Consider the following 13,451-nt stretch of genomic DNA (forward strand, 5'->3'; position numbering starts at 1 on the left):
GAGAGTCGCACCATGCCCGACAGCGCCGCCCCCACCGCCGCACGGACCGGCACGGACGTGTCGGTCACCGTCCTGCCGACCCCTCTCGGTGACCTGCGCATCGCCGCTACCGCGGACGCCCTCGTCTACTGCGGGTTCCAGCCGGCGGACGAGTTGCGGGCCCGGCTGGAGCGCGCGGGACTGCGCGAGGCCGCCGGATCACCCGGTACCGGCCCCCGCCGTCCGGGCGCCCCCGACGGCGCGGCCGCCCTCCTCGACACCGCGGCCGCCCAGCTCGACGCCTATCTCGCCGGACGGCTGCGCTCGTTCGACCTGCCTCTGGACCTGCGGCTGGCCACCCCGTTCAGCCGCGAGACGGTATCGGCACTGGACGCGTTCGTCCCGTACGGGCGGACGGCGACCTACGGCGCGCTCGCCGAGGCGCTGAACCGGCCGCGCGCCGCCAGAGCGGTGGGCACCGCCCTCGGATCGAACCCCCTGTGCGTGGTGCTGCCCTGTCACCGCATCGTGGGGTCGACGGGAGCGCTCACCGGCTATGCGGGCGGTGTGGAGGCGAAGCGCCACCTCCTGGGCCTGGAGGCCCGCCCCTGAGCACGCGTCCCGGCGGGGCCGCGGCCGGCTCGCGCGGGGGCTGCCCGGCCGTGCGGAGCAGCGCGGCGATCTCCGCGTACCCGTAGTCGCGTGCCATCTCCCGGGGCGTACGGCCGTCGCGGCCCCGCAGATCGGTGCGCGCGCCCGCGGCGAGCAGGACCCGGACCGAGGCGAGATGCCCGTGCCAGACCGCGTCGTGCAGGGCGGTGTAGCCGTTGTACGGGCCCTGGGCGTCCAGGGCGAGGCGGGGGTCGCGCACCAGGGTCGCGAGGACGTCGGCACGCCCGTTGTACGCGGCCTTGTGCGCGGCGGTGGCTCTCATGAGGTGATCGGTGAGGCTCGCGTCCGCGCCCCGGTCCAGAAGGGTCCGCACCACCGCGTCGTGCCCCTCGCGTGCCGCGTCCAGCAGCGGCGTGTGGCCGTCCGGCGCCCTGGTGTCCACGCCGTGCCCCGCGTCCAGCGCCTGCGCGACCACGTCCCGGCCGCCGGTGCGGGCCCCCTCGTGCAGCGGGGCGGACTGTGCCCGGGCCCGGGCCGCCCGTGTCCGGGTGATCAGGCGTACGTAGGTCCGCTGGTCCTCGTCGCACGTCAGGGGGCCGAGTTCGTCGGCCCGGTAGCCGCCGTGGGCCGCGATGTCCGGGTTGGCACCCCGGCGCAGCAGAAGGGCCACGGCGGGCGCCCGCTTGTGCCAGACCGCGTCGATGAGCGGGGTGTGGCCGTGGGTGGGGGCCTGCTGGTCCACGAACGCGCCGTGGTCGAGCAGCAGCGCGATGACGTCGGTCGCACCGCACTGGGCGGCGCCGTGAAGGGCCGAGGCGCCCGTGCGGGTGTCCAGGAGGTGCGGATCGGCGCCGGCGCGCAGGAGCAGCTCCGCTCCTGCCGCCCAGCCGCGTGCCGCCGCCCGGTTCAGGGGAGGGTGACCCGTCCGGTCCTTGGCGTGGGGGTCGGCGCCGGCCGTCAGGAGGTGTTCCAGACGGACGAGGTCGAGGTCGTCCACGGCACGGCCCAGGGACGTGGCCGTGTCGGTGTGGGTGTCGGTGTCGGCTGCCATGTGGGGACTCCTCCGTACGTCCGTTCGCGGGAAGGGCCGTTCAGGCGGCACGGGCGTGAGGTGCGGTGCGGCGGGCCTGCGCGGCCGGGCGTCTGCCCAGGACGTCGATGGCCTTCGCGAGGCGGCCCGCGTCGGGTACGCCCTCGGTACGCCACGGGCCCACGGACACCGTCGGAACGGTGTGGATGCGCAGGGTGCCGGCGGCCTCGCGCTGTTCCCGGCGGTAGCGGTCCAGGTCGGCGGCCGAGGCGAGCTGCGCGTCGAACGCGTCGGCGTCGAGGCCGATCTCATCGACGAGCGCGGCCAGGACGGCCGGGTCCCCGATGTCCCGGTGCTCGCCGAGGTGCGCCTCGAAGAGGCGGTCGTTGTAGGCGAGACCGGCGCCGTGGCGCTGCGCGAAGTCGAAGCCCCTCAGGGCCCGTCCGGTGTGCGGGAGGGGGGACGGAGGATCCGTACGGAACGCGATGCCGAACCGCTCCCCCATGGGCAGCACGGAGTTCTCCCACACGCCGTCGGGGTAGTCCTTCTTGCCGGTGGCCGGTATGCCCTCCGGGTGGAGCTCGAAGGGGCGCCAGCGGACGTGGACGTCCCCGTTCCCGACGGTCTCGGTGATGATCTTGCGGGCCATCACGGAGAAGGGGCAGATGTAGTCGAACCAGACGTCGATCGTGAGGGGCATGTGCGGTCTCCGTTCGCGAGGCGGGTCGGTATCGGACGCGGGCCGAGGCGCCGGGTGAACGGCCGTTCCACGGCGACGTACAGGAGCCTGGCCAGCAGCAGGGACACGGCGAGCGCGGCGAGCAGCAGCGCCGTGGCCACCGGTGTGGACCAGCTCCGGCCGGTGCCCAGCACCTGGTGTCCGTACGTCAGGACCAGCCGGTGCACCAGATAGAAGGCGAACGAGGTCTCGCCGAGCCACTGCATGGTCCGCCCGGTGAGCGCGGTGCCGCGCCCGGCGGCGTCACGGGCGGCGACCGCGCAGATCAGCAGAGCGAGCGGAACGACCAGCGCGGCGACCAGCCCGTAGAGGTAGGGGAGCCGAGTGGCCAGGCCGCACCCCGCGACGGTCAGGGCCACTGCCTGAACCGGTCCTGGGCCGCGCCACAGGCCCTCCCGCACGAGGCGGGCCAGCAGGATGCCCAGGACGAACTCCAGGGCCCGCACCGGCGGCAGGACGTAGACGAACCAGTACTTCCACAGCCCCGTGGTCCCGTCCGGCATGCTCACCAGCGGCCGGGCCGGCAGCAGACCCGCGACCAGCGGCACGGCCACGACGGCGGCCGTCACGGCACCGGCGTACCACCAAAGGCGCGAGGGGCTCACTCGCGACAGCCATCGCCACAGCAGCGGGAAGCACAGGTAGAACAGCAGCTCGCACGAGAGGGACCAGCTGACCGGGTTGCCGCTGATGAAGACGGAGAGCCTGGGTGACCAGGCGTGCAGAAGCAGCAGATTGGCGATCGCCTCGCCCGCCGCGACGCCGCCAGCCGCCGCGAGCAGGGCGAAGGCGAGAAGTGCGGTGACCAGGTGGGCCGGATAGATCCTGGCGAGGCGCCGCCGGATGAAGCGGCGCGGAGGGTCGTCCGGCCGGGCCGACCAGGCGAGTACGAATCCGCTCAGGACGAAGAAGAAGGAGACACCGGCCCAGCCCGCCTTGCCGAACAGCCCCGCGACGGCGTCCCCCACACCCGCGTCGGCGAACACGCCCTCGAAGGAGGCGTGGAAGGCGAAGACCGCGGCGGCGGCCCAGAACCTCAGACCGGTCAGCGACACCAGGCGCACCGGACGGTCGGCTGCTGCTGCTGCTGCTGCCATGCGGGGCGCTCCTCGGACCGGTGGTGGCACGCGGGCCGGCTCTCCCGTGTGCGCCGTTGCCTGCGGCACGCGGGGTGCGCAGGGAACGGCCGTGCCACGTGGGCCGCGGTGGTGCGGCGCGGCCCCCAGAAGACCAGAGCCACCGCGCGAGCGGTACGTGCACGGGCCGGACCGGCGCGACTCCTCCAAGTCGAACAAGTAGGCGGACCCGGCCGCAGCACGCTTGCCGCCCGCCCCGGCCGGCGGTTTGACTGCGGGGGCCGCGACGGTTTCGTCCCCCGGGCCGTCGCGGCCCTCACTCGCCGTCCCAGGAAAGTGGTCCTCCATGCCCACGATCGCGGCCCAGGAACTCACCACGGCCATGACGGAGCAGCTCGTCGTGGAGTGGTACGAGGCGCTCGACCAGCACGCCCCGGTCGAGGAACTCGTGCGCCGCGTCGTGTCCGACGGCCTGGTCATGTCCTTCCCCGAGGGCACCCTGGAGGGCGTCGAAGCCTTCCGCGACTGGTACGGGACGGTCACCCACCGCTTCTTCGACGAGGTGCACGTGGTGCGCTCGGTGACGGTCGGCCCGCGCACGGCGGACGAGGCGGGCGCCGAGGTCCGGAGCGTCCACGTCATCGTCAACTGGCAGACCCGGGTGTGGACCCCGCCGGCCTCGCACAGCCAGTGGCTGGGCTTCGACGCCCACCAGACGTGGACCGTCGTGCGGGAGGACGGCGCGGCCCGCATACGCAGCTACGTCGTGGACCGCCTGGTCCCGATGCCGGGGTCGGCCGCGCTCTGAGGGCTGTCTCCGTGGAGTTCGAGTCGGTCACGGTTCACGTAACCCGCGCCATGCGACCGTCGTGGCGCGGGAAACGAGGTTGTGTCCGCGGACACGGCACTCACATGATCTGACGATGGATGACACACCGGGCCGGACACCGGCCACCTTGCACCCCCTGCGCGCCGCAGCGCGTGAGACGGGCTTCACCCTGTCCTGCGAGGAACGCACCGGAAACCTGTTGGCCGTGCTCGCGGCTGCCCGGCCCGGCGGCCGGATTCTCGAACTCGGCACCGGCGTGGGCGAGGGCACTGCCTGGCTGCTGAGCGGGATGGACGGCGCCTCCAGCCTCGTCACCGTGGAACTCGACCCCGCGGTCCAGGCGGTCGCCCGCCGGCAGTTGGGTGCTGATCCACGCGTGACGTTCGCGGCAACGGACGGCGGGGACTGGCTGGAGGCGTACGACGGCGAGCCGTTCGATCTGGTCTTCGCGGACACGTGGCCGGGGAAGTTCACGCACCTCGGTCGAGCCCTGGAGCTGGTGGCCCCGGGCGGGACCTACCTGATCGACGACCTCTTTCCCCAGCCCGGCTGGCCCGAGGACCACGCCGTCTCCGTCGAACGTCTGCTGGCCGAACTGGAGGAAAGGGAAGACTTCCGGTCCGTCCGCCTGGGCTGGGCCAGCGGACTGCTGATGGCGGTACGTTCCGGCTGAGCCGGCCGGGTCCCAGGCTGATGCCGGCAGGCAGAACGCGGCATCGGACGCCGGTCTCCACCGTCGTCTGCGCATGGGCATGAGGTGCTCCTCCGCCCATTCGGGCGTTGTTCGCTCGCACGAGTGAGTCGCGCTTCCGCATCCGAGTGCCAACGTTCTACGGTTCACCGCGTGTTGGGGTCCCTCTTCTCCCCCAGCACCCTTTGCCGTCCGGCCACGAACCGAACGGCTGCGAGCGGCCCCGGTGACCGTGCCGGATAGCCGGGGCCGCCGACCCGCCCCCGTCGCGGTCAGCCCCTTCCGCAATCTGCACGTCGGCTATGCCGAACAACTGTCATGGGCGCTCTACCGGCTGGACCGCAAGGAGTACGGAAAGGCGGGGCCTGCGCCTTCTTGCACGTCGAGGCGTTCGTGAGTACCGGCTGCCGCCGATACCTGCGTGCGGTTCGTGGGGACGAGCCACGGGCACGACCTGGCCCTGCCTGGAGGAGGTCAGGCTGTCGGTCGGCTGTGCAGCGGGACGACAACCTGGCGGCCGGTTGCCCGCCCTCCGAGCCGGTAGAACTTCACCTGACCCTCTTTGTGCGTGTAGTCCAGCCACCCGTCTGTCGCAAGTTCCTTGCGGGCGCGTGAGAAGTGCGGGGCCGGAACGCCCGTGAGCTCGGCGAGGTCAGCCGCCGTTCGCTCGACGCCGTATTCCAATCCGCCCAAGATCGCGTACGTCATCACCAGGTTCTGCTTCAGGTGCGACAGCTCGCTTATGCGCGCCTGGAGCGCTACGAGCTCCGGGTACGGGCCGTTGGCGGGCATGGGTCGCCTCCTTCGATCCAGCGCCGGTACGACGCCCCGGCAGAGTAGGCAGATGGTCGCAGTAGAAGAACACGCGGAACGCATCCCCTGTGATACCCGAGTCGCCGGACAGCATCGCCAGCACGCGCTCGAACGAAAACTGTCCGTGTCGGCCGCCGAGGCTGTAGGCCCGACGTGGGGCCTCCTCCTCATCGGGCTCCCGTAACTCGTGAACCTCACCAGTTGCGACGTTCAAGAGCTCTCGGCTGTGCCCGTTGCGTCGTCCCTTTGGCACGTACGTCCCCTGACCTGGGCCTCCCCTGAGAACCAAACATTACTGCAGACGACATGACACAGAAGGTCATCGAAGGAACCTCCCGATTCCTTCGATGACCATTGACGACATGACGCCTGTGGTCATGGATCGGCATCCTAGGATGCCGATCCCCTGACTGTTTTTGCAGTTCAGAGGGTTGCGGGGGCTACGTCCTCTCTATACGGAAACATAGCTTTTCAACCGGCGCGCCGTTCGGGAGGGCCTGCGGTCCTCGCGCAAGCGCTCCGGTCCTCGGCGAACTCGCCCCGCTCCGGCCCCCATCCGTCGGTTGTTCCCGGCCGCTGTTGAAGGCAGCAAAAGGGGGCTGAGGTGTGCGGGGGTGGCCGTGGCCCCTTCAGGACGTTCCGGTACCCGCTGGCCCCTGGGGGATCCGTTCGGTGCCTGATGTTCCCTCAGTAGTCGGCCCTGTTCTCGTGCAGCTACGGCCAGGTGGCTCTCCCGCGCGGTCTTGAGCGCCTTCTCGAACTGCGGGCGTACGCGGATACGGGTGCTGATCTTCTCACTGAAGATTTCGTCCCGCGGGATGCCGTGCTGGGTGAGCGCGTCGAGCTGTGAGCCGAGTTCCTGGCTGCGGTGGGAGCATCTTGCGTACCCGATGCGGATGTCTGCGCCCGGCAGGTCCGGGTCGATGGGGGCCGGCGGCGGGGTGGCGGGCCGCCACGGCTGCCCGGGGGCACGGCCGGCGGGGGTGGGCGCCAGTAGGAGTTTGGCGAGCCGGGGCACCTTGGTGAAGCGGCCGGTGTGGTAGGCGGAGGCGACTGCACCGGAGCGCCAGCGGCACGGCGAGCCCGGCTGTGCGTCGCACTTCGGGCAGGGGCGGCGTTCGACGTCGTCCGCGTCCGACAGGTCAGACGCGCAGAGGCCGTGAGGGCCCGTCATGACCCCGGATTTGCGCACCATGCAAGCCTCAGAAGGAGGCCCGTGCCGCTTTTGAGTGAGAACAGGTTCCGAGAACTGATACGCGATCACCGAAGGTCCGGCGACTCGTTCTTGATCTTGCTCGGGCAAAGGGTTGTTCGTGAGAGCCGGTTCGTCTACACGCCGAGCGAGGCCAGCGCCCGGCGAGTGACGTCGTCCGGGGCCGCAGCGATGACGTCATTGAGCGCGTCCATGGATGCGTGAAGGTCGCTGATGGCCTGAGCGATGCGGTCGCGCTCCTGATGGAGGTCGGCGAGCAGGTCCGAGCAGGTAGGAACGAGGCGGTCGCCGGTGTCCCGCAGGCACGGCAGGACCGTGGCGATTGTCGAGGTGTTCAGGCCGGCGGCCAGCAGGGTACGGATGCGGCGGACGATGGCGACGTCCTCTTCAACGTATTCCCGGTAGCCACTGGGGAGCCGCTGCGGGTGAAGCAAACCCTGTTCTTCGTAGTAGCGCAGCAGGTGCACGGCCACGCCGGTCCGCCGGGACAGCTCACCGATGCGCACAACGACCTCCTGATGGCAAGGCGGCCATGGCCCGCCCATCTTGACTCTCATATCGATATGAGACTTTAGCGTCTGCGGCATGAAGGTGAATAAGGGTTTCGCGACGCTCGCGGCATTGTGCGCGAGCGTCTTCGTCGTGGGTACCTCGGAGTACCTGATCGCCGGGCTGCTGCCCCAGGTCGGAGCTGATCTTGACGTCTCCGTGGAAACTGCGGGACAAGCGGTGACCGCATACGCGCTCGGAGTGGTGGTCGGGGGGCCGCTCATGGCCCTGCTGACCTCGCGTCTGCCGCGCAAGGGGCTCGCCATTGGCCTGATGCTGCTGTTCGCGGCGGGCAGCGCGATCAGCGCGCTGGCGCCGTCGTTCGGTCTGCTCCTGGTGGGCCGCGTGGTGTCCTCGCTCAGTCACGCCGCCTTCCTGTCCCTGGCGCTGGTGACGGCGACCCGAGTGGTCCCGGCTGAGAAGACGGGCTCGGCCATCGCTACCGTGGCGTCCGGCTTCACCGTGGCCACGCTCCTCGGAGTGCCCCTGGGGGCCCTGCTCGGGCAGGGCGCTGGATGGCGGTTTCCGTTCGCCGTGTTGACCGTTCTGTCCCTGGTGGGCGCCGTGCTCCTGGCGGCCGTGTTGCCCCGGCAGGAGGCACCGTCCACGCGACTGCGTGACGAGATACGCGTAGTGGCACGTCGGCCGGTCATGCTCGCCATCGCCACCACCGCGGTGGGCTTCTCCGGGGTCGCCACAGTGTTCACCTACATCGCCCCGCTGCTGACCCGTGTCTCCGGCTTCTCCGCCGCCTCGGTCTCCGGTCTGCTGCTCGTCTACGGCGCGGGTAGTTTCCTCGGCAACCTCACCGCCGGAAAGCTGACCGACAAGTCGATGAGCGCCACCGTACGCGGGGTATTCGGCGGGCTGGCGGGAACGCTCTTGCTCGTCCCGTTCGCCGTGGTGTGGCAGCCCACTGCCGTGGCAGCACTCCTGCTACTCGGCCTGCTCGCCACCGCGACCATCGCCCCGCTGCAGGGACTGATCCTGCACCACGCGGGCGCCGCCCCGAACTTGGCGGTCTCCGTCAACGTGGGCGCCTTCAACCTCGGCGCCGCAGCCGGCTCGGTCATCGGCGGCGCGATCGTCGCCGCCGGCGCTCTGCGATGGACCGGCCTGGCAGGCGCGGTACTGAGCCTGATCGGACTGGCCCTCACCTATCTCGTCCTGCCCCGGACACGGACATCGGCGAACGGCGCCGGACACGAAGCCTCGATCGCCGTCTAATTCCCCGTCCACTCACCTCGCAAGGGAGGTCGCCATGCACGCGATCCAAATTCCTCGCCGCGGCGGGCCCGAAGTCCTGTCCGTCCGGGAGGTTCCCCAGCCCGTTCCAGGAGCCGGCGAGGTACTGATCAGTACCGTCGCCAGCAGCCTGAACCCGGTGGACTGGAAAACTCGCGCATGGAACGTCGGGCCCCAGCTTCCCGCCACCTTGGGGTGGGATCTGGCCGGAGTCGTCACCGCCGCCAACCACCCCCGCTACCGTCCCGGGGGACCGGGTGATCGCGATGTCCGCACAGATCGCCACCGGCCGCAGTACCTGGGCCGAGCAGGTCGCCCTGCCCGCCCGGCTGCTGGCGGCAGCACCCACCACACTTCCGCTGGCGGATGTCGCGGCACTGCCGCTGGCCGGAGTAACGGCGCTGCAGTCCCTTAACCGGGCAGCAATCACCGACGGAGACCACATCCTGATCACCGGCGCGGCCGGTGCCGTGGGCGGCATCGCCGTCCAACTCGCCCACCGAGGCCACCGTCGACGCCTTGGTCTCACGCCCCGAGCACCTCGACACGGCCGGGAACTCGGCGGGGGTTCCTGCATTCAGGCCTCCTGGGGTCCCTGGCACACGCGACTACGCCGCCGAGGACCCGCTTAGACCGAGCGGATTGAGCGCCGCCGCCGGGAGTCCGTGTTGCCGACCTTCCGGGGAGCGTCCGCCCGGGCGTCGGGGGTGATCGGCGGGTCCCCCAGGGCGGCCGCGACCAGACGGCGCAGTTCGGGGTTGGCGGAGAAGAAGTAGCGGGCGTTGATGCGGTGCCCTCCTGCCTCGTCCCGCACCAGCAGGCCGAGGGCGGTGAGCCGGGCCAGCGCGTCGTACACGGTGGACTCCGCGTGATCCATGTCGGCCGCGGCATCCACGACCGGGATGGTGATGTGCGTGAAGAGGCCGCCCTGACGCTCTATCCAGTCAAGAACACAGCGCTGCGCGGCGCTCAGGTTCAGTGTGTAGAGCGGCGGGGTGACGAATTCCTGCTCGGGATCGAACGGGGCGGGGGCTGTGGTCATCAGCTCGTTTCTCCAGCAGCTCGGCGGATCGGGATCGCAGCCGTTTCCGTGGCCGTCCCGAGCTTGGGCACCGCCTCGGCGTCCACGGTTCTTGCCCGGGCCTTCGCATCGGGTGCCACCCTGGGTGGGGCGAGCCGCTTGCAAGCGGTGACGTGAGAGCTCCCGGCGCCTTCCCAGTATCGGAGCGGTGTCAACTGGTAGGCGGCGGCACGCGGAGAAGGCTTCAACAGCAACGCCAGCTTCGTGAGCCGGGCCAGGGCCCTCTTGCAAGTCGAGGCGTTCGCGTCGATCTCCTCCGACAGCACCTTCGGGGTGACGCGAATCGCGGCGCTCGCGGCGCCGTGCTCGCGCAGCCAGTCCAGCGTCGCCCACTCCGCGCCGGTGAGCCCCAGCTTGTAGAGGGGGACCTCGCTGCCCGTGGACTGCAGGGTGTAGGCGTTGCCGTCGAACTGGTGCGGCACTCTGGGCTGCTGCTCGATCACCTCCCCCGTGTCCTGGTCGACCAGGGCCAGGCGACGGCCCTTTCGTGTTGCCATGCCGCTCCATCCGCCATGCGCCGCAAGGGGCACTTTTTCGCCCCTTAGCTCCGGCCAACAGGCCCTTCAACGGGAACATTAGCTGAACTCACTACGGAATACCGCTCTTTAGGACGTAGCGGCAATCAGCCGTCACGCCAACACAGCCTCGGCAGAGACCTGCAGACAGAGCCTCAGCTAAGGGGCGGTTTTTCGCACCTTACGGGGCGGTTTTTAGCCCCTTAGCTCCGCGTTGTCGCAGGTCAGAGGCACCGGCCCCTTCTTTCAGTAGACGCGCGCGCGAATACCACACCCGCCCCGCTCCCCTCAACCATCTACGCCCCTGCCCGGCACCGGCGTTCACCTTCCGGGCTCTACGGGGCCGGGGAAGGGCAGCAGCAAGGAGCCAGGATCGGTCACCCGCGGTCCGGTCCGTGGGGTGTCGTGGGCTGAGCAGGCTTCGCGCCCGGCACCGTGTTGTCTGCGGACCGCGGGCGGCCGTTGCGTTGCTGCGTCCCGGGTTGCTCGGACCGTGACGTTCACAAGCATGGAGGCGTGGCTGGACCCGGCGGGGGCGGGCCGAGCCTCCCGTGCGCCGCATGCCGCGCGGCGGCTCTCGCCGGGGCGGGCGTTCGAGGGCTGAGGCGGCGAACGGGTCAGGTGGTCGGCTGCCGCAGGAGTCGACGTCGTCCCGGGCGCGAACCGGTGGTCAGGCACGTGGGACAAGCAGCCGCGCGCCCAGCGCGGACATGCATCGAAGGGTCGTCAGGTACGTGCACCTGCCCGCGGGCAGGGTACGGCCGGTCTGCCCACTCCGTTCGCGCGAAACGTAGCGGCCGGCACGGGTCAGGTGGGAGCGTGACGAGCCGGGAAGATTCCGCCCGGGGCCCGTCGTGGTGACCCGACGTCGGTAACGCCGCACCGGGAACAGCCGGGAGGGTCCGGCGGCCCGCAGGCCGCCGGACCCTCCCGGCTGTGTGTCCCGGGTCAGTCCAGGAATTCGGTGATCAGATCGGCGAGCTCCTTCCCTCTCTCGTACAGAACGTTGTGTCCGCTGTCGATCTCCTCGTAGCGGCTCCCCTCGATGCCGGCGTGCAGTTCGCGGGAGTGGGCGACGGGGACGACCTGGTCCTGGGTCGCGCCGATGACCAGCGTTGGCGCCCGGATCTCGGCCAGTCGTTCTCGGATGTCGGCCACGAGGTCCAGGTCGATCTGGCGGCGGGCTCCCTCGGACGGTTCGGCTGCCGCCGCCAGTGTGGCGATCATGTCGTCGTCGAGACCGGACAGCGTTTCGGGGGAGAGCGCCAGCAGGGTGATGAACCGTTGGTACGCGTCCCGGTCGAGGTCGGCGAGGCTGCGCCAGAGGCCGAACATCAGCCGCTGCCGCGGGTCGTCGTTGCGGGCCCAGCCGCCGACCAGCACCAGGCGGCGTACGAGACCGGGGTGCTCCGCGGCCAGAGCCGCGGCGACCACCGCCCCGAGGGAGACGCCGACGACGTCGACGGGTCCGTCCGTCGCGGCGCGGGCCGCGGCTGCCATCTGGGCGCTCACCAGGTCGAGGCCGAGCTCCCCGCCCTCGGGCAGTGCGGTGGATCCGCTGCCCGAGTAGTCGGCGGTGATGACCGTGCGGCGGTCGGTGAAGCAGGGCCGCAGTGCGGCGAAGTTGGCTTCGGAGTCGGCCGTGGAGCCGTGGACGAGGAGGAGGCCGGGGCCGGTTCCCTCGGTGCGGTAGTGCACCTCGGTTCCCTCTGTGCGGACGATCGGCATGCTGTGCCTCCTGGGGGTGCGGGCGGTCAGGAGCGGGGTGCGGTCAGGACGAGGTCCTCGGGGCGGCTGTCGCCGTCGGCGGGGAGCGCGGTGGCGGGTGTGGCGGCGACGGGCGTCGACGCGGCGGGGGCCGCCTGCTTGCGGCTGCGGCTCCAGCGGCGCATGGCGGGCATCTCGACGTACCGGTAGAGGAGCCAGCCGCCGAGCAGTGAGGCGGCGAGGAACCCGATGATCACGAGGATCGCGGCGGGGACGCTGTAGGTGCTCTCGCCCAGCAGCGAGCGCAGGTAGAAGATCGTGACGCCCTGGACGAGGTAGAAGCCGAAGGAGACCTCACCGAGGAACTGCATGACCCGGCCCTTGAGCCTGGTCTCGCGGCCGGCCACATCGGCGGCGGCGACGGAGCACACCAGCGCGCTGACCGGAATGATGGTGGCGACGACGAAGCCGTACTGGAAGGGCAGCAGGAGCGCGGCGCCGTAGCCGATGACCGTCAGGACGAGCGAGACGCGCATGCCGATGGCGCGCGGCCAGCGGCCCGAGGCGACGATCCGTGCCAGCAGGATGCCGAGGACGAACTCGAAGACGCGGCCGGGCGGGAAGAGGTAGCCGAACCAGAACTGCATGTCGGAGATGGGGGTGATGGCGGACTTCGGGGTGGCCGGGATGAGGAACTGGGTGACCAGCTGGACGCCCACCATGCCGAGGATCATCAGGCCGGACCAGGTCCACAGCCGCTTCTCGGCGATCTTGCGGATCGGGACGATCAGCAGCGGGAAGAGCATGTAGAACAGCAGCTCGCTGCCGAGGGACCAGCTCGGCGGGCTGATGCTGAGGTTGATGCCGGGCTGCGGGAAGAACGTGTGTATCAGCAGCAGGTTGGGGAGCCAGTCACCGACGCTGGAGATGGCGGCTCCGGCGAACAGCACCAGCGAGACGGCGGCCACCACGAGGTGGTTGGGGAAGATCTTCAGCAGCCGGCGGCGCAGGAAGGCCGTGGTCCGCTCCCCCGGCTTGGCGGCCCAGGCGAGCACGAATCCGCTGAGCACGAAGAAGAAGGAGACTCCCAGGTAGCCGGCCTTGCTGAACAGCGTCGCGTAGGCGTCGGCGATGCCGTGGTCGGCGAACGGGTTGATCGGGTTGTTCGGCGGGATCGGGGAGTCCATCAGCGAGGAGTGGAAGAAGAAGACCATCAGGGCCGCGAAGAACCGCAGGCCGGTCAGGGAGGGGAGCTTGGGCGGCTTCGTTGGTTTCGCCTTCGACGAGGCTGCTGTACGGGCCGGGGTGGGAGTGTACGAAGTCATGGCGGCATGGCCTTCCGGGGATCGGCACGGGAGGGAGCGGAGAAGAG

15 protein-coding genes and 1 pseudogene are annotated in these 13,451 nt (G+C 70.6%); 6 read left to right on the forward strand and 10 right to left on the reverse strand.

What is annotated here, in order from left to right; all coding sequences use genetic code 11:
* The first annotated feature begins 12 nt into the window (after positions 1–12).
* A complete protein-coding gene (locus tag ACGFZA_RS36820) occupies positions 13–591 on the forward strand; it encodes a methylated-DNA--[protein]-cysteine S-methyltransferase (RefSeq protein WP_393684942.1) in 579 nt (192 codons plus the stop codon).
* On the opposite strand, the gene ACGFZA_RS36825 is transcribed toward ACGFZA_RS36820, so the two are convergent.
* From ACGFZA_RS36825 to ACGFZA_RS36835, 3 genes are read right to left on the reverse strand one after another with little or no spacing between them, the layout of a single operon-like run.
* Positions 527–1,642 carry an ankyrin repeat domain-containing protein gene (locus tag ACGFZA_RS36825; protein ID WP_393684944.1) on the reverse strand — a complete coding sequence of 372 codons (1,116 nt, stop codon included), beginning with the start codon at positions 1,640–1,642 and terminating at the stop codon, positions 527–529. The two genes, ACGFZA_RS36820 and ACGFZA_RS36825, sit on opposite strands and share 65 nt — an antisense overlap.
* Positions 1,643–1,682: 40 nt before the next feature.
* Positions 1,683–2,321: a DsbA family protein gene (locus ACGFZA_RS36830; protein ID WP_385274529.1), complete on the reverse strand. Its 639-nt coding sequence runs from the start codon at positions 2,319–2,321 to the stop codon at positions 1,683–1,685.
* Entirely contained in the window at positions 2,270–3,457 is a 1,188-nt protein-coding gene (locus ACGFZA_RS36835; protein ID WP_393684946.1) for an acyltransferase family protein, read from the reverse strand. Before ACGFZA_RS36835 ends, ACGFZA_RS36830 begins: the two co-directional genes overlap by 52 nt.
* A 325-nt stretch (positions 3,458–3,782) precedes the next feature.
* On the opposite strand from ACGFZA_RS36835, the gene ACGFZA_RS36840 reads away from it, so the two are divergent.
* Positions 3,783–4,244 (forward strand): nuclear transport factor 2 family protein, encoded by a 462-nt coding sequence (locus ACGFZA_RS36840; RefSeq protein ID WP_385274523.1) that lies wholly within the window; start codon positions 3,783–3,785, stop codon positions 4,242–4,244.
* A 115-nt stretch (positions 4,245–4,359) separates the two neighbouring features.
* Complete coding sequence (locus ACGFZA_RS36845; RefSeq protein WP_393684949.1) at positions 4,360–4,938, forward strand: O-methyltransferase; 579 nt, start codon at positions 4,360–4,362, stop codon at positions 4,936–4,938.
* Between the two features lie 492 nt (positions 4,939–5,430).
* Here the strand turns inward: ACGFZA_RS36845 and ACGFZA_RS36850 are convergent, their stop codons facing one another.
* The 3 genes from ACGFZA_RS36850 to ACGFZA_RS36860 all read right to left on the reverse strand — a co-directional run bounded on the left by ACGFZA_RS36850 (position 5,431) and on the right by ACGFZA_RS36860 (position 7,488).
* Entirely contained in the window at positions 5,431–5,748 is a 318-nt protein-coding gene (locus tag ACGFZA_RS36850; protein ID WP_385274516.1) for a hypothetical protein, read from the reverse strand.
* A gap of 472 nt (positions 5,749–6,220) precedes the next feature.
* Positions 6,221–6,964, reverse strand: a complete 744-nt coding sequence (locus ACGFZA_RS36855) for a recombinase family protein (RefSeq protein ID WP_393685003.1) — start codon at positions 6,962–6,964, stop codon at positions 6,221–6,223.
* A gap of 134 nt (positions 6,965–7,098) precedes the next feature.
* Complete coding sequence (locus tag ACGFZA_RS36860) at positions 7,099–7,488, reverse strand: MerR family transcriptional regulator (protein WP_385274510.1); 390 nt, start codon at positions 7,486–7,488, stop codon at positions 7,099–7,101.
* 79 nt (positions 7,489–7,567) lie between these two features.
* Here ACGFZA_RS36860 and ACGFZA_RS36865 point away from each other — a divergent pair, with 79 nt between their 5' ends.
* The 3 genes and pseudogenes from ACGFZA_RS36865 (at position 7,568) to ACGFZA_RS36875 (ending at position 9,408) form a co-directional block, all read left to right on the forward strand.
* Complete coding sequence (locus ACGFZA_RS36865; protein ID WP_393684952.1) at positions 7,568–8,758, forward strand: MFS transporter; 1,191 nt, start codon at positions 7,568–7,570, stop codon at positions 8,756–8,758.
* Positions 8,759–8,792: 34 nt separating this feature from the next.
* Positions 8,793–8,948, forward strand: a pseudogene (locus ACGFZA_RS36870) (NADP-dependent oxidoreductase); the annotation flags it as partial.
* Positions 8,949–9,042: 94 nt separating this feature from the next.
* Positions 9,043–9,408, forward strand: a complete 366-nt coding sequence (locus tag ACGFZA_RS36875) for a hypothetical protein (protein WP_385274691.1) — start codon at positions 9,043–9,045, stop codon at positions 9,406–9,408.
* On the opposite strand, the gene ACGFZA_RS36880 is transcribed toward ACGFZA_RS36875, so the two are convergent.
* The 4 genes from ACGFZA_RS36880 to ACGFZA_RS36895 form a co-directional block, all read right to left on the reverse strand.
* Positions 9,405–9,818, reverse strand: coding sequence for a MarR family transcriptional regulator (locus ACGFZA_RS36880; RefSeq protein ID WP_385274504.1), 414 nt, complete (start codon positions 9,816–9,818; stop codon positions 9,405–9,407). The two genes, ACGFZA_RS36875 and ACGFZA_RS36880, sit on opposite strands and share 4 nt — an antisense overlap.
* A complete protein-coding gene (locus ACGFZA_RS36885; RefSeq protein ID WP_385274501.1) occupies positions 9,818–10,354 on the reverse strand; it encodes a MarR family transcriptional regulator in 537 nt (178 codons plus the stop codon). The genes ACGFZA_RS36880 and ACGFZA_RS36885 overlap by 1 nt, the downstream gene beginning before the upstream one ends.
* A gap of 966 nt (positions 10,355–11,320) precedes the next feature.
* Positions 11,321–12,100: an alpha/beta fold hydrolase gene (locus ACGFZA_RS36890; protein ID WP_393684955.1), complete on the reverse strand. Its 780-nt coding sequence runs from the start codon at positions 12,098–12,100 to the stop codon at positions 11,321–11,323.
* A 26-nt stretch (positions 12,101–12,126) separates the two neighbouring features.
* A complete protein-coding gene (locus ACGFZA_RS36895) occupies positions 12,127–13,404 on the reverse strand; it encodes an acyltransferase family protein (protein ID WP_385285954.1) in 1,278 nt (425 codons plus the stop codon).
* Between the last annotated feature and the right edge of the window lie 47 nt (positions 13,405–13,451).

This window comes from Streptomyces sp. NPDC048211 (assembly GCF_043202315.1).
In the GTDB taxonomy this organism is placed as follows: Bacteria; Actinomycetota; Actinomycetes; order Streptomycetales; family Streptomycetaceae; genus Streptomyces.

What these genes read in the sequence shown, in the direction of transcription:
- ACGFZA_RS36840 (WP_385274523.1), top strand. Translation starts at nt 3,783, where the DNA reads ATGCCCACGATCGCGGCCCAGGAACTCACCACGGCCATGACGGAGCAG.
- ACGFZA_RS36855 (WP_393685003.1), bottom strand. Translation starts at nt 6,964, where the DNA reads ATGGTGCGCAAATCCGGGGTCATGACGGGCCCTCACGGCCTCTGCGCG.
- ACGFZA_RS36835 (WP_393684946.1), bottom strand. Translation starts at nt 3,457, where the DNA reads ATGGCAGCAGCAGCAGCAGCAGCCGACCGTCCGGTGCGCCTGGTGTCG.
- ACGFZA_RS36875 (WP_385274691.1), top strand. Translation starts at nt 9,043, where the DNA reads ATGTCCGCACAGATCGCCACCGGCCGCAGTACCTGGGCCGAGCAGGTC.
- ACGFZA_RS36895 (WP_385285954.1), bottom strand. Translation starts at nt 13,404, where the DNA reads ATGACTTCGTACACTCCCACCCCGGCCCGTACAGCAGCCTCGTCGAAG.
- ACGFZA_RS36865 (WP_393684952.1), top strand. Translation starts at nt 7,568, where the DNA reads ATGAAGGTGAATAAGGGTTTCGCGACGCTCGCGGCATTGTGCGCGAGC.
- ACGFZA_RS36885 (WP_385274501.1), bottom strand. Translation starts at nt 10,354, where the DNA reads ATGGCAACACGAAAGGGCCGTCGCCTGGCCCTGGTCGACCAGGACACG.
- ACGFZA_RS36825 (WP_393684944.1), bottom strand. Translation starts at nt 1,642, where the DNA reads ATGGCAGCCGACACCGACACCCACACCGACACGGCCACGTCCCTGGGC.
- ACGFZA_RS36820 (WP_393684942.1), top strand. Translation starts at nt 13, where the DNA reads ATGCCCGACAGCGCCGCCCCCACCGCCGCACGGACCGGCACGGACGTG.
- ACGFZA_RS36890 (WP_393684955.1), bottom strand. Translation starts at nt 12,100, where the DNA reads ATGCCGATCGTCCGCACAGAGGGAACCGAGGTGCACTACCGCACCGAG.
- ACGFZA_RS36880 (WP_385274504.1), bottom strand. Translation starts at nt 9,818, where the DNA reads ATGACCACAGCCCCCGCCCCGTTCGATCCCGAGCAGGAATTCGTCACC.
- ACGFZA_RS36850 (WP_385274516.1), bottom strand. Translation starts at nt 5,748, where the DNA reads ATGCCCGCCAACGGCCCGTACCCGGAGCTCGTAGCGCTCCAGGCGCGC.
- ACGFZA_RS36830 (WP_385274529.1), bottom strand. Translation starts at nt 2,321, where the DNA reads ATGCCCCTCACGATCGACGTCTGGTTCGACTACATCTGCCCCTTCTCC.
- ACGFZA_RS36845 (WP_393684949.1), top strand. Translation starts at nt 4,360, where the DNA reads ATGGATGACACACCGGGCCGGACACCGGCCACCTTGCACCCCCTGCGC.